The 13,606-nt window shown below is 70.9% G+C and carries 6 protein-coding genes; 5 read left to right on the top strand and 1 reads right to left on the bottom strand.

Annotated features, from left to right (window positions below):
* Positions 1-35: 35 nt before the first annotated feature.
* A complete protein-coding gene (locus tag ACZ5C2_RS12700) occupies positions 36-2,174 on the top strand; it encodes an N-6 DNA methylase (protein WP_468789421.1) in 2,139 nt (712 codons plus the stop codon).
* Between the two features lie 39 nt (positions 2,175-2,213).
* On the opposite strand, the gene ACZ5C2_RS12705 is transcribed toward ACZ5C2_RS12700, so the two are convergent.
* Positions 2,214-3,707 (bottom strand): serine/threonine-protein kinase, encoded by a 1,494-nt coding sequence (locus ACZ5C2_RS12705; protein ID WP_468789423.1) that lies wholly within the window; start codon positions 3,705-3,707, stop codon positions 2,214-2,216.
* 173 nt (positions 3,708-3,880) lie between these two features.
* On the opposite strand from ACZ5C2_RS12705, the gene ACZ5C2_RS12710 reads away from it, so the two are divergent.
* The 4 genes from ACZ5C2_RS12710 to ACZ5C2_RS12725 are packed head-to-tail and all read left to right on the top strand — an operon-like array spanning position 3,881 to position 13,412.
* Entirely contained in the window at positions 3,881-5,596 is a 1,716-nt protein-coding gene (locus ACZ5C2_RS12710; protein WP_468789425.1) for a PD-(D/E)XK nuclease family protein, read from the top strand.
* An 18-nt stretch (positions 5,597-5,614) separates the two neighbouring features.
* Positions 5,615-6,796: a pPIWI_RE_Y domain-containing protein gene (locus ACZ5C2_RS12715; RefSeq protein WP_386497628.1), complete on the top strand. Its 1,182-nt coding sequence runs from the start codon at positions 5,615-5,617 to the stop codon at positions 6,794-6,796.
* A complete protein-coding gene (locus tag ACZ5C2_RS12720; protein WP_407111328.1) occupies positions 6,789-10,472 on the top strand; it encodes a pPIWI_RE_Z domain-containing protein in 3,684 nt (1,227 codons plus the stop codon). The genes ACZ5C2_RS12715 and ACZ5C2_RS12720 overlap by 8 nt, the downstream gene beginning before the upstream one ends.
* Positions 10,473-10,487: 15 nt before the next feature.
* Entirely contained in the window at positions 10,488-13,412 is a 2,925-nt protein-coding gene (locus tag ACZ5C2_RS12725; RefSeq protein ID WP_386497623.1) for a pPIWI_RE module domain-containing protein, read from the top strand.
* Positions 13,413-13,606: the final 194 nt, after the last annotated feature.

Below are 13,606 nucleotides of genomic sequence, written 5' to 3' on the forward strand. Positions count from 1 at the left end.
AACTGAGTCAAGCGACACCATGGCACTCCGTGCCGGTGAGAGGTACTGTGACGGCGGCCAACGGCATGGCGTGCCGCGATCCGGCCGCCGCCGACACCATCCGGGAGAACCGCATGCCCGAACCCACCCCTCCGTCCGTGGCGATCACCCTGGCACAGGTCGCCCGCATCGCCGACGTCGGGCGCGCGGCGGTCAGCAACTGGCGTCGGCGGCACACCACTTTCCCGGCCCCCGTGGGGGGAACGGACACCAGCCCGCTGTTCGACCAGGCGCAGGTCGAGGAGTGGCTGCGCGCGCAGGGAAAACTCTCCGACGCCGAGGAGGACAGCCTCGAGCGGGTGTGGCCCCTGTTCGAAGCACTGGCCGACCGCGACCTCATGGCGACGGCCGTCACGGCCGTCGCCCGTGGTACCGGTGCCACCGGAATCGCGCTCGAAGACGACACGCTGTCCGCCGGGCAGCGCCACGCCGTCGAGCGGGCCCTGCTGCTCGCCGGGAAGGACGGCGGACCGGACACCGTCGGACAGCTGGTGGAGCGTTGGCTGTCCACACACGTACGTCAGATCACGGCCACCCCGATGCCACTCGCCGCGCTGATGGCCGACCTCGCCCACACCGTCCACGCCCTGGACGCCGAGCGGAGCGACACCCTCGCGACCGGCGAGGCCACCCTCCTCGACCCGGCCTGCGGCGCCGGCGGTCTGCTCCTCGCCGCAGCGCAGCGGTGGGGCGAGGGCGGCCCCGCCCTGGCACTCCACGGACAGGACCGGGATCAGGCACTCGTCTCCCTCGCCACAGCGCGGCTGGCCACTGACCCGGCCACCGCCGGACACCGCAGAACGGTCGTGGCCGGTGACACCCTCCGCGCTCCGGCCGTCGGCGAGGCCGACGTGGTGCTGTGCAACCCCCCTTACAACGAACGCGACTGGGGGCACGAGGAGCTCGCGACGGACCCGCGCTGGGCGCTGGGCATTCCGCCGCGCACCGAATCCGAACTCGCCTGGGTCCAGCACGTGCTGTCGACGCTGAAGCCGGGCGGGACCGCGGTGCTGCTCCTGCCGCCCGGGGTCGCCGCACGCCGGGCCGGCCGCCGCATCCGTGCCGGGCTGCTGCGCCGGGGCGTACTGAGGGCGGTGATCGCCCTGCCTCCCGGTGCCGCCCCGCCCCACGCGGTGGCACTGCACCTCTGGGTGCTCCACAGGCCCGCGGGGGACGGCAGGACGCCGGGTGACCATCTGCTGCTGGTCGACACGGCTCGGGAGGAGGTGCACGGCAATGGCAGGACAGGCATCGTCTGGGACGCTCTGCGGACCTCGGTGCTCACGGCGGTCCGTTCCCACGAGGCGGAAACGTCGGGCGAGTTGCCCACGGGCAGCACCTCCGTGCCGGTCATGGCGCTGCTCGACGACCAGGTGGATCTGACCCCGGCACGCCACGTCCCGGCCCCGGCCGCCGAGGCCGGTCTACGACTGCGGCGCTCCTGGGGCAGATTCGGAGGCCTGCTCCAACAGGTGCAGGACCTGAGCGGGACGCTCTCCGCGTGGGAACTCACGGTCGGTGAGCCGTCCGGCGCGCCGTTCGCCTCGGTGGAGGAGCTGGAACGCGCCGGTGCTCTGTCCCTGCGCGCGGGGCGAAGCCCCGAAGCATTGCCGCTGCGGCGGGACGTGGTGGCCGATGGGGGCGTACGCCTTCTGACGGTGGCCGATGTGACGCCCCGGCACCCGTCCGGTGCGTGGTTGCCGGCGGACGCGGCGGCAGCGGCCGAGGCCGCGCGGACCCTGACCGTCACACGCCCCGGAGAGATCGTCGTCGTCGGTGCGACACGAGCCTTCGCCGCCTGGGTCGACACGGACGCCCCTACCGCGCTGGGGCCGCAGCTCTACGCCGTCCGCACCGACCCGGCTCTCCTCGATCCGTGGTTCCTCGCCGGCTGCCTGAACTCCCCCGCCAACGCCCGCCAGGCCGGCAGCCACGCCTCCACCGTCTCCCGCATCGACGTACGCCGTCTCCAGGTTCCGCGCCTGCCGCTCGACGAGCAGAAGCGTTACGGCGAGGCGTTCCGGCTGCTCAACGCGTTCGACACCGCTCTGGGGGAAGCGGAAGACGTCGGCCGGGGGCTGGTCCATGCCATCGGCGACGCTCTGGGCGCGGCCTCACTGGCTCCGGGCAGCTGAACCGGGCCGCCGCCTTCCTGGCGCCGTGAGCCCTTCACCTCACAGGGGGTCGAGCTTTGCCAGGATCGTGTCCACTTCGGCGCCGTGCCCCAGCTCGTGGAGTTCCACGGCGACTTCACGGCAGCGTTCGAGTACGGCATCCGACGGCTCGACCAGTCCGGCGACCTCTTCGACCACCGCGGACCAACGCGCGAACGCCTCCTCGGTGGCACCGAAAGGAATCCTGCACTCGGCGGCTCCGAGCCGGGCCTGAAGCATGATGCCGCGCAGGAACGGAGCCGAACTGCGCTCCAGAGCCCTTGCGAGGCCGACGAAGAGTTCGGCGGCGCTGCGGTAGTCGCCGGCGACACGGGCGGCGTCGGCGCACAGGAGCTGCACGTCGGCAACCAGTTCCGTACGGGGCCCGAACTGGCTGCGCGCGGAGTCGAGCATGCCTGCGAGCAAGTCGCAGCAAGCGCCCGGCCCCTCGGTCTCGAGCTCGGCCCGCGCCGCGTCCCTCGCCGCCTCGACCTCTTCCTCCGCGAGCCACTCGTCGCTGCGGTGCGAGCGCGCCTGAACGGCGGGAACGGCTTCCGGGCGGCCGCCGCGAGGGCCCGAAACGCGGGTCTCCGGCTCCCTGTAGACACGTGTGGGGTCGGGATCCGGCACAGGGAACGGCGCCCGATCACCCCGTACCGGCAGGTACGGACGCAGTACATCCAGAACCACACCGATGTCGAACGGGCGGTCCCGCTCCTCTTTGGCGAGCAGGCCCTCGGCGAGGAGGGCGATCCGGTCCGGGACAGTGCCGGCGTGGAGCAGTGCGGTGGGCACCGGGGCGTTCAGGTGCAGGTCGTACAGATTCCGCCCCGCCTCGGGGACGAAAGGACGTCCACCGGTGAGCAGTTCGTACAGCACGCAGCCGAAGGCGTACAGGTCCGCGCGCGGGGTGATCAGGTTGCCCAGGATCTGCTCGGGCGCCATGTAGCCGGCGCTGCCGGGGGTCGCCCCGTGCGAGGTGTACCGCGCCGCGCCGGGGCGGGTGGGCAGGGCGATGCCGAAATCCACGAGATGCACCAGGCCCTGGGCATCGATTATCACGTTGTCCGGCTTGAGATCCCGGTGCACGACGGGGATCTCGTGGGCACAGGCGAGCGCCTCGCCGACCTGGACGGCGACGGCCACCGCCACCTGGAGCGGCAGCGGCCGCCACCGCTCCAGGAACCGGCGCAGTGACTCACCGTCCACCAACTGCATGGCCAGATACGGGCTGTCCTGGTGCATGCCCTGCCCGTAGAGCCGGGGAATGCCGGCGTGGTCGAGGGTGCCGAGCAGCCCGCCCTCCCGGCGGAACCGGTCGTGCAGTGCCCGGAGGTCCTCCAAGGGATGCGCCGGGTCGATCCAGTCCCCGAGCTCCGCCTCGGGGCGCATGACCTTGAGTGCCACGTCCCTCCCCGTGTCGACACAACAGGCACGCCACACCCGCGCCACACCGCCCTTGCCAAGAAGAGCGGTCAGCCGGTACCGGCCGTCCACCACATCGCCCGCCAGCAACGCTCGGCCCTCCGGCGCATCGGATCCAGATGCCGAGCGTCCGGGGAGACGCTCGGCACAGCAGCGATCACACCCTATCGGTACCCGCCACTCGAACACCATATTCATTGACTTAGTTCACAGCATCTGCTTCTCTCATGCCTGCCCCCTGACACAGCGGAGGTCTGGTCCCCATGTCGCCTTGGCAACTTCCACCCCGTACCACCGGGGACATCCGACTGGTGCGCACCGGACTGCCCGCGATCCGGGAGGACCTCCGTGACTGCCCGGCCGGAATCGCCGTCAGGACACGCCCGCTGGTCCGTCAGGACCCCCGGCCTCCGAGGGCGGCCACCCCCTGGGAGACCTTCGCCCTCGGACCTCTGATGACCGCCCTGGACCGGATCGAGCACTACCGGCTTCCAGAGAACCTGGTTCTCGATGAACTGCACGGATCCCAGGGCACGTTCGGCAACCGGTCCCGCCCGGTCCACGCCGGTCTCCTCGCCTGGACGACGGCGGCCGTTTCCCATTGGCGTGCGGCGCGCGAGGCGAACCTCGCCGACCTACGTGCCGGTGGGCGCCCGGTGACTTACCCGGTCGACGAGCACTGGGTGGTCCGGGACCTGCTGCGGGAGCCCGACGACCGGGGAGCGGCCCTCTACGAACGCACTGCCTGGGGGCGCCGCTACACCTCGCCCTGCGGCACGGTACGCGAACTGTGGCTGCTCTCCCTCGGATCGGCGAAAGAGGACCGGCCGGACGCCGAGATCGCCGCCGCCGCCCACGTCGCCATGTTCGGCGAACCGTGCGCGACGGCACGGTACGGCTCCGCCCACGAACCGATTCCGCCCCACCTACTGCACCCGGCGCGCACGGCACGCCCCGAGCGGGTCAGGGTGATCGCCGTCGGCTGCGGCGACGGCAGCTCGGCCGTACTGGCCGACTGGGACGAATCCACGACCCGGGACCGCTACCGGCGGCACGCCGCCCCGGCCCTGGCCCGCGTGGTCTCCCGAACAGCCCGCACACCGGCCTCCACCTGCGCGAAGTGCCCCGCGATAGCGGGGTGCCACGACCTCCACCGCGCCCCCGGGGTGCTCGGCGCTCCCGAGCCTCCCCGACGCCGGGAACGCCGCACCGTCTCGGTGAGCGACCTCCGGGCCCATGCGGCGTGCCCGGCCCGCTATCACCTGACCCGGGTACTTCATCTGCGCTCCCCACGGCCGGAGAGCGAGGCCGTACGCCGCGGCCGGGCCGTGGACGACTGGCTCAACGAACAGCACGCGCGGCTCCCCCACCGACCCTGCGAGCACGAGCCCGGCCCCGCCACTCCGCAGGCGTGGGCGGAACGGGGGTTCGCCCTCGGCCCACAAGCGTCGCGAACCGCCTCCCTGATGATCGCGCAGCACGCCTGGACGTGCCCGCTCGACGGTCTGGAACCCGACGAGACGGTCTCGGTGCAGCACCAGTTGGCCGTTTACGACGAGCCGCTCGACACCATCGTCATAGCCACCCCGGACCTGGTCCACACCCGAGCGGGCGGCACCGTTCTGCGGGAAACGAAGACCGCGTCCACGCCACCCCGGGGCGACCAGCCTCTGCTGCGCCGATGGCCCCAACTGGCTCTCAGCGTGCTGTTGCTGGATGCCGGAGCGGTCGGCGACCCGAGCCGTTCACGGGTCGAACTGGAGATCCTCTACGAAGAGGACAGCGAGGTGCGGTCGATCGACCCCGCTCTTCCGCACGTGGTGGGCGAGGCGCGGCAGGTGATCACGGAACTGGCCGGTGCCTGGACCTCCGATGCCACGTACACGGCCCGTCCCGGCCGCGCGTGCGCCGACTGCGAAGCACTCGACTGGTGCCGCCCCGGGCTCGACCACACCGCCACGCAGGAACAGCGCGACTGAACCGGATCGGAAGCCTTCATGAACTCCCACGCCCCACCGCCGGACTGGTCCCGACACCGGGACGTGCCCCTGCTGCACACCCTCGCCACCGCGGTACTGGCCCTGGCCGAGACCACGAACCTCGACCGGTTCCGGCTGCCGTACCATCCCGAGGCGCAGCGCGCGCTGGACGGCACCGCGCTCAGCTGCCTGCGACGCGGCGCGGAACCCCCCGCGAGTGTCCCGCAGTTGATGTACTGGTGCCGCACCCGTCCGATCGCCCGCTGGGGACTGGACCTGCCACGTGACGCCTTCGGGCCGGGCGACCTGCTGGTCGACCGCGACTCGGCGGAGCCGACGGAGCTCTGCCACGAGTGGGCGATGGACACCCGGGACAGCGCCGGACTCCAGCGCGACCGTGAGGTGATCGGCTGGGTCATGCGCGTCTGCCAGGACATCGGCGCCCCCGAGTCCTACACCGCCTTCCGGCGGCTGCTCGTCCAGCGGCCGGTGCTCACGACGGCCGATTCCTTCGAGATCGGCGTGGACACCTATCTGGAGCCGGTGCGAGCGGTGATCGACGACATCTACCAGGAGGTTCCCGCCAGTTACCGGCGTAACGGCGCCTACCTCACCTGTGGAAGGTGCCAGACCCTGCTGGTGCCCCTCTCCGACGGAGGGTGGTGGTGCGAACGGGACCAGTGCAGGCGCCAGGGTCCCCCACCGCCCGGACGGGAGCTGCCCGCGGACGAGGTGGGCGTGCTGCGACAACTGGAGCGGCCGCTGAGGCAGTTCGTGACCGGCCCAGGTCGGGCCGAAGCTTCGCTCGAGGGCCTTCTGACCGGACTCGGACTCCCGGTCGAGATGTGGCCGGGATTCGATGCCTACGACCTGCGTGTCACCTTCCCCGACGGCCTGGTGTGGGCGGTGGACGTTAAGGACTGGGCCCACCCCGGGCTGCTGGGCCGCCACGCCCGGCCGGTCCGCAGGACTCCGCCCTACGACGAGGCGTTTTGGGTCGTGCCGCACCACCGGATCGAGGCACGGCCCGACTACCTCGCCGTGTACGAGCGGCACCGGCCGCCCGAGGCCGACGGTCTTCGGCTGCTCACCGACCGGCAGCTGACCGCAGCCGCCGCGGAGCGTCTGGCGGCTCCGGCACACCCCACCGCCTCGCCGACGGCAGAGGCGTCGGCCGCGAACGGAGACCAGGATGCGTGACAGGGACAGCTGGTACCGGACCGTCGAGAAGGACCTGGCCCGGCACTGGCACGAAGCGGAAGCCGTCCAGCCTGGAGTCAGGATCTCGCTGCTGTGCCAGGTCGAACTCGGGCTCCGTCTTCTGGAGCGCCTCGACCCGGCCCGCAGCGCCGACGGTGTCTGGGTTCTGCTCGGGGGCTATCCCTTCGCCCGTGCGGCCGGGCTCGCGGTCACGGCCGCGGACGAGCAACTCGTCACCCACGCCCGTCACCTGCTCTGGACACTGCGTCGAAGGCGCATGTGGCGCCAGTCACTGGAGACGTACCGGACGCTGCCCCAGCGGCTGCTCGGCTACCGGCTGGACGCACTGGATACCGTGGCACGGCGGGTGGCCCCGATGACCGCCGGCACACGGTTCGACCACTACGACGAAGCACTCGAAGTTCTGCCCGGGTTCACCGGGAGCGCTCTGCCACCCGCTCCCGCCGGCCGCAGCACCTTCGTCCAGCGGCGGATGCCCGCCTCCGTGACAATTCCGGAGGAGATCCTCCCCGCGCCGGTACCGGGACACGATCTGGCCGTTGGACGACCCGGTGACGGAAGCCCGCTGTCCGTCACCAGGGACGAACTGGCCGAGACCGCACGGTGGATGGACACGGAGGCCGAGCGGCGCGGCACACCCGCGGCCGGCTGGGCACAGCGGCTGGAGGACCTTCATCTCGCGCGCCGGTCGGACGACGGAACCGCGTTCCTCGACAGTGACGTCCTGCGGCTCGACGGGCTGGGCCACCTCGTGGGCATGGTCGGCGCGGGCAAGAGCACGCTGATGACCCTGATCGCCGTGTGGGCTGCCCAACGCGGCCTGCGCACCACCCTGGTGGTGGGCGATGTGGCCGAACAGCTCGCGGTCGTGGGAACGCTCAGGACCCTCGCACTCCCGGCTACTCCCGTCCTCGGGCACACCACCCGCACGACCCACGTCCAGCGGCTGCACCGCCGCCTCGCCGCGCGGGGCCAGGACAACCTGCTCACCCATGACGACCCGGGCTTCGACGACCTCGGAACCGCCTGCGTCGTCGACGCGCTACGGGGCACCGAGGCCGCCGAGCCGCTGCATTACGCGGACGCTCCGTGCACATCGCTGCGACCCGAGGCACCACCCGCAGTGGAACCCTCCGTTCCGGGACGGTACCGCCCCGGAACGACCACGCGCGGGGACCTCCCGGCTTCACAGGAACCGGCCGCTGGGACCGGGACCCCGCACGGCTGCCCCTTGTGGTCCGGCTGTCCCCGGCACCGTTCCGCCCGGGAGCTGACCGACTCGCTGATCTGGGTGGCCAATCCGGCAAGCCTGGTGCAGTCCCCGGTGCCCCGCCATCTCAACTCGGAGCGGATCCGTCATCTCGAACTGGCCTGTCTGCGCTCCGACATCGTCATCGTCGACGAGGCCGACCGGGTGCAGATGCAACTGGACGACATGTTCGCGCCGTCCGCCACTCTCGTGAAGCAGGGCCCGGACTCCTGGCTGGACCAGTTGGGCACCCACAAGATCGACGAACTCTCCCGGCAGGGACGGCTGCCGCTCACCGAGCGGGACGTGGAGCGGTGGGCAGCCGCCTACGACGTGGTGAGCACGGCGGCCAACCGTCTGTACCCCTTGCTCATCGCCGACAAGTCGCTGCGCGACTGGGCGGACATCGAGTACTTCAGCGCCTGGACGCTTCAGGAGAAACTGCTGTCGGAGTGGTACCCGCCCCATCTGCCCTCCGACGACCTGCCGGACGGCACTCCCGACGACGAGATGCTGTACGAGGCCGAGCCGGAGGACGGCAAGCCGGAACCGACCTCGCCGCCCGCCCCCGAGCCCACTCCGTGGGGAGCACGTCGAGCGGCCGTCAACGATCTGTTCGACGCGTTCCGCGACGACCCGCTGGGCGACCGGGACCCCCGCGTACCGGGCGCGGAGGCTTTGGTGCGGACCACTCATGACCTGCTGCACACCCTGGACGAGCGCATGACCCGAACGCGCGTACGGATCGTCCTGGACGATCTGCTCGACGGTTCACCAGCGCTCGACGGCACACTCCGTCCCCCAGCCGCTGTCCGAGGCGCCGCCCCGGCCCAGGCGGACGTCCCGGGATCGGACGCCTGGCGGGACCGCGCGGCAGCACGGCTGGAGTTCACGCTGCTTCTCGCCGCCCTGCATCAGCGTCTGGACCGGCTGACGTTCCTGTGGCCGCAGGTGGAGGCCGCCCTGCACCTGGACTCCACAGGCAACGAGCTGGGCCGGCGACCACCGCTGGATTACGCACCCCTTGTTCCCGAGGCACCCATGGGTAATGTGCTCGGATTCCAGTTCCTGCCCGACGACTCGGATCGTGAGCAGGACAGCAGAACGAGCACCGGCCACCTGCGCAGCGGCACCTTGCGCTTCTTCCGCTGTGCGGGTGTCGGCCGGGAACTCCTGCACGCCCTTCCTCACCTGGGTGCCGATCCCGCGTCCGGGCGCACGGGCCCCCACGTCCTGCTGATGTCCGGCACCAGCTGGGCCGGTACCTCCACCCGGGCCCACGTGCTCGCCCCGGTGACCGCCGTTCTGCGACCCGGCCCCGAAGCCATGGAAGCGATCCGGCAGACCACCTTCCGCACGCGCTTCCTCTACGGAGCCGACAAGCGACCGCTGAGCCTGTCGGGAACCGCGCTCAAGGACCGCCCCGCGGTGCTGAGGGAGATGGTGACGAAACTGGCAGGTCCGACCCGCACCGGTGACCAGAGCGCGCTGGAGGACGAACTGGCGCGCATCCCGGACGAGGAGCGCCGCAGGGCGCTGATTCTGGTCGGCAGCTACAAGGAGGCCGACACCGCCGCGGGTCTCCTGGAGGACATGGAACGGTGGAAGGGCCGTGTACGGGTCCTGGCGGCGGACGACGCCGACCTCGACGACGCCGTCCAGGGCACCGGCACGGGCACCGATGGCCGGACGCATGCCACCGTCCTGCGTCGCGGCGACCTCGCCTCGTTCGCCCGCGATCCCTACGCCCAGGTACTGGTGGCCCCGCTGATGGCCATCGAAAGGGGACACAACATCCTCAACAAGCAACGCAAGGCCGCCTTCGGCACGGTCCTGTTCCTGGCCCGTCCTCACCCCCGCCCCGACGACCTGGGGCTCGCGGTACTGGCCGTGAACGACTGGGTCTCCCGCTACGTCCGGGACCTGTCGTTGCCCGGCCACGAGACCTTCGGTTCCATGGTGGAGAAGGCCGGCGATCTGGACTCGGCGGGCAGCGCCTTCAGGCGTACCGCACGTCAGGAATGGCGGCGGCTGCTGTCCCGCCGTTACATCTACTCCCGGCTCGACGCCGAGGAGAAGAAGTCCTTCACCTGGGACCAGCTGGTGACGATCTGGCAGGTCATCGGCCGCCTCGTGCGCGGTGGTGTGCCCGCGCGAGTCGTCTTCGTCGACGCCCGCTTCGCCCCTCGCCTGGCAGCGGCACAGGCGCCCGGCTCGGAGGCGGTTCCCGACACGCTCCAGGGGGACGACGGTCTGCTCGCCGGACTTCGCGACGTGCTCGCTCCCTACTTCGCGCCGGCCGCCGAAGACGGTCCGGACCTCCCGGCCGACGGCGACGCCGACCTCGTACGGCTGCTCTACGCACCCCTCCACAACGCTCTGCAGACGCTCAACTCCCGTCCTTGAGAACGGAAAACAGAGATGCAGTACAAGACTCTGCGCCGTGCGGCGTACGTCCCCGCGCCCGACGCGTCCCTCACCGCCGAGTTCCGCACCCTCGCGTTCCCCGAACACTGGCGCGACGAGCTGCTGGCGCTGTGCAACAGGAACCGCCCGGAGGGCAGCCGGCCGCTGCGTACCGTGCCGCTGCACAGAATGAACCAAGTGCTCCAGACCCTGGCCCCCGACCTGATCGTGCGTCCCCGCTCGGATAGCTCCGGCACCGCCGGGACGGAGGACTTCTGGCTGTGCGCTCCCACGGAGGTGCCGGACCCGTTGCCGGGACCCGTTCTGGACGGGCTGCTGACGGTCTGGTTGGGCGATCTCTGTCCCGGCGACCCGGCCGCCGTCCGCGGCACCCTCGACCTGCTTCGCGCGGAACCCCCCGTCTGGCACAGCCGGAAGCTGGCGCTCCTGCGGTGTCCGTCGAGCGAGGGGGGTACGGCGGTACCCCTGCCGTACCAGTACCAGCTCGCGACGGACCACCTGGCGCGCAGGATCCAGGACCTGGGGGCATACGACACAGGAGCCGGACTGCTGCACTTCCGGGCGGTGCCCCGCGGGCCGCGCGAGCAGGGGGCCGAGCTGATGTCACAGCCACTGCCGCACGAAGCGGGCAGCAGAACCTGGTGGTTCTCGGTAGTCATCAACATCTCGCTGCACACGGTGCCGTTCTCCCCCCTTCCCCGACTGCACCTCCACACCGGGATCCGTCGCTGGAACACACATGTGCGACGCAAAGACGGACGCCTTGCGCTGCCCTTCGGCCGTGCCACGTCCGTCTACCTCCTGCCGAGGGTTCCCTGGCTGCCGGGGGCTCCGGTGTCGAGGCGGCACGCGGTCGCCAAGCTCGCGTGGAGCCGCGAGGTAGGGGGCATCGATTGGAGCGCCAGCGGTCCGGCAGGCATGCTCGGGCGGCTCACCCTCACGGAACGGTTCCCTGACGCCGAGAGCATCCTCACCGATCCGCTGCACTGGTTCACCCGGGAGAAGGGAACGCGGGCAGCGGTGGTCCACAGCAACCACATGGGACCGCACAAGGTCGGCCACGGCCTGATGTCCCATCAGCGGTCCCAAATCACCGAATGGGCCGAGCAAGCGTTGCCGGACGGGCTGGTGGCCGCACCACCGCTGTCGATCAGCAAGCGTGGACCGCGCGGGCCTCTGAATCCCCGGCCCAAGCCCAGCGCGACCGGGAAGGAGGACGTGGAGCGGCGCACCGCCGACGTGAGAAGAGAGGCTCTCGCCGCCGCACTCCCGACAGGCACGGGCCCCGTGCCGTGCCTGGAAGCGAGGCTGCTGTGGCAGACGAGGGAGCTGCGCGAGGAAGCAGTGGCCGCACTCAAAGCCGTCCTCGGGCTCAAGGGAGACGAAGGCGCGGAGGAAGTGTCGCAACAGGCCTACGAACAGGCCACCCCCCGAAGTCCGGTCCTTCTCACCTGGGAGAGCCCGGAGTTGACCGTGCGGCTTCGCTGCCTGCCGCTGGCGAACGGTCTCGCCGACGACCTTCCCATCGATCCGACCCTGCGTCCGAAGCAGCGTGCCCTCGGGGAAGCGCTGCACTCCCGGCGTGCGGCCGTCGCCCAGTGGCTGCGCGCCGACGGTGCGACGTCCGAGGACCCGGGCCTGGCACTCGTCGAGATCGACCGACGGGAGGACTTCACCACCGCCGCCCACGACGCCAAGTTCGCCCTTCGACTCGGCTGCGCGGACGCCGGGGTCCTCACTCAGTTCACTCACGTGGCCAAGCTGACCGAAGGCGACGACACACCCGGATCGCTCTCCCACCGCACCCGGTCCGCCTGGGACGACGGACTCCGTCAGTTGGGTGTCCGGATCGTGCCCGAACACGCTCTCGGCGACGCACTGCCGGCCGGACTGCAATACGTCGCCGTGTGGATGGTCAAGAAGCGCAAGGACGGCCGGACGGGACTACCCCGGTACCTTCCTGTCGCCGTCAAGGTGACGCCTCGCGAGGCCGGGGACGGCGGTTGTGTGATCACCGGTTGGGACAGGGAGCTGCGTCGCTGGATCCCTTATCCCCAGTTCCTGCTGGCGCTGACCCGGCATGCGGAGATCCCGCGGAACCTGGATGTTCCGGCGCCACGGTCCGGTGATGACGCCGAGGCCCCGGCCGCCGAGACCCGTAACCCCTGGGAGTGGAAACAGAATGCTGACGCTCAGCGTGCCGACACGGCTCGTTGGCTCGGGCATGTCCGGCGCTCGTTGCGCGGGACCGATTCCGTTCTGCTCGCACACGCCCAGAACTGTCGCTCGCTCTGGCCGTGGATGGGGAACAGCCGAGTCGTCGCGGACCTCGTCCAGTTCAGTGACGAGCCTGCGGGACGCCTCGATGCCGGACTCCGTCTCGTGCGAGTACGCGGCACCCAGGGGCGGGAGACCCCCCAGTGGTGGGGCGTAAACACCCCGGGGAAACCGAACGGCCTGTCCGTGGGGCTGTGGTGCGAGCCGTCGGGTGAGCCATCATCCGAACGGGTCTTCTACAGCACAACGGAAAAGCCGTCACAGTTCGCCACCACCGCGGTGTCCGCGGACAAGCTCAAGGCCCGGCCGCTGCTGAAGGGCAAGCGTAAGGGCGAGCTGACCACCGACTCGCGTGTCGTGGCATGGAACCCGGCGATGGTTGAGATCACGGTCCTCGGTGGTGACAGTGCCGCCGGGGACGAACCCGAGGCGCTGGCGCTGGCCGTACACCAGCTTCGGCAGGCTCCGGACTACGGGGCTTCGCTGTCCAACCCCTTGCCACTCCATCTCGCCTCGAAGGCCCAGGAGTATGTCTTGCCTACCGTCGGCCAGGACGTCGGGCTGGGGGAGGGCCAGGTCGTTTCGGAGGAGAACGCAGTTGCAGCCGTGCCTGCCCGTGGCACGTACCTGCCCGAAAAGTAGGGATGCCGGCCAGCCAAGTGCTGTCCGGCAGATTGTGAAGGAGCCTCTCACGAACCGGCCCGCGGGCTGACACCGCCAGGCCTCGAACCCCGTTGCCCTTTTCGCACCCGAGACCTCGCCCTCCTGCAGTGCGAGTCGCAGCCGTCTTCGGCCCCCGGGACCAGGCCGCGGTGTACCCCTCGGCACCCATGCAG

This window comes from Streptomyces sp. NPDC031365, from assembly GCF_055569765.1.

Coding starts and splice junctions, on each gene's coding strand:
- ACZ5C2_RS12715 (WP_386497628.1), top strand. CDS start 5,615: ATGAACTCCCACGCCCCACCGCCGGACTGGTCCCGACACCGGGACGTG.
- ACZ5C2_RS12725 (WP_386497623.1), top strand. CDS start 10,488: ATGCAGTACAAGACTCTGCGCCGTGCGGCGTACGTCCCCGCGCCCGAC.
- ACZ5C2_RS12720 (WP_407111328.1), top strand. CDS start 6,789: ATGCGTGACAGGGACAGCTGGTACCGGACCGTCGAGAAGGACCTGGCC.
- ACZ5C2_RS12710 (WP_468789425.1), top strand. CDS start 3,881: ATGTCGCCTTGGCAACTTCCACCCCGTACCACCGGGGACATCCGACTG.